The sequence below is a fragment of the Pseudoalteromonas sp. NEC-BIFX-2020_002 genome (genome assembly GCF_013002825.1).
GTDB lineage: Bacteria > Pseudomonadota > Gammaproteobacteria > Enterobacterales > Alteromonadaceae > Pseudoalteromonas > Pseudoalteromonas neustonica.
Map to the genome: position 1 here is coordinate 1 of NZ_JABEPJ010000054.1, position 572 is coordinate 572.

The window sequence follows — 572 nt, forward strand, 5'->3', positions numbered from 1 at the left end:
CAAAGAAACAATTAAATGGCACTGAATGATACTGCTATCATTCTTTTTTACTTTTGAAAACTCTGTACAAATAACAATGTTATTCATACGAATTTTATTATCAGCTTTTCCAAATTTTTAAAGAGCAAGAGATTAAAAAACTTCTCAAAATTAAACACACTTTATTCTCAGGCGATGTTTTGCCCGATAAAGAATATTTATTTTTAAGAAGTAAGTGGTGGAGCTAAGCAGGATCGAACTGCTGACCTCCTGCGTGCAAGGCAGGCGCTCTCCCAGCTGAGCTATAGCCCCACATATGCTGGTCTTATTGTTTTAACCATCTTCTTAATTAGATAAGAAGTGGTGGGTCTGAGTAGATTTGAACTACCGACCTCACCCTTATCAGGGGTGCGCTCTAACCAACTGAGCTACAGACCCAAAACAATAAGTGTTGTTCTCTTTACAATAACAATCATCTGTGTGGACACTACGAACAAATAAGTTCTAAATCGTATAAGGAGGTGATCCAGCCCCAGGTTCCCCTAGGGCTACCTTGTTACGACTTCACCCCAGTCATGAATCACTCCGTGGTA

At 39.3% G+C, this 572-nt stretch carries 2 tRNA genes and 1 rRNA gene; all 3 read right to left on the reverse strand.

From position 1 onward, the window contains the following. Window positions 1–215 precede the first annotated feature (215 nt). Window positions 216–291: transfer RNA gene (locus tag HJP15_RS21620), tRNA-Ala, on the reverse strand. Window positions 292–340: 49 nt separating this feature from the next. Next, window positions 341–417: transfer RNA gene (locus HJP15_RS21625), tRNA-Ile, on the reverse strand. Window positions 418–493: 76 nt separating this feature from the next. Next, window positions 494–572: ribosomal RNA gene (locus HJP15_RS21630) — 16S ribosomal RNA — on the reverse strand; the annotation flags it as partial.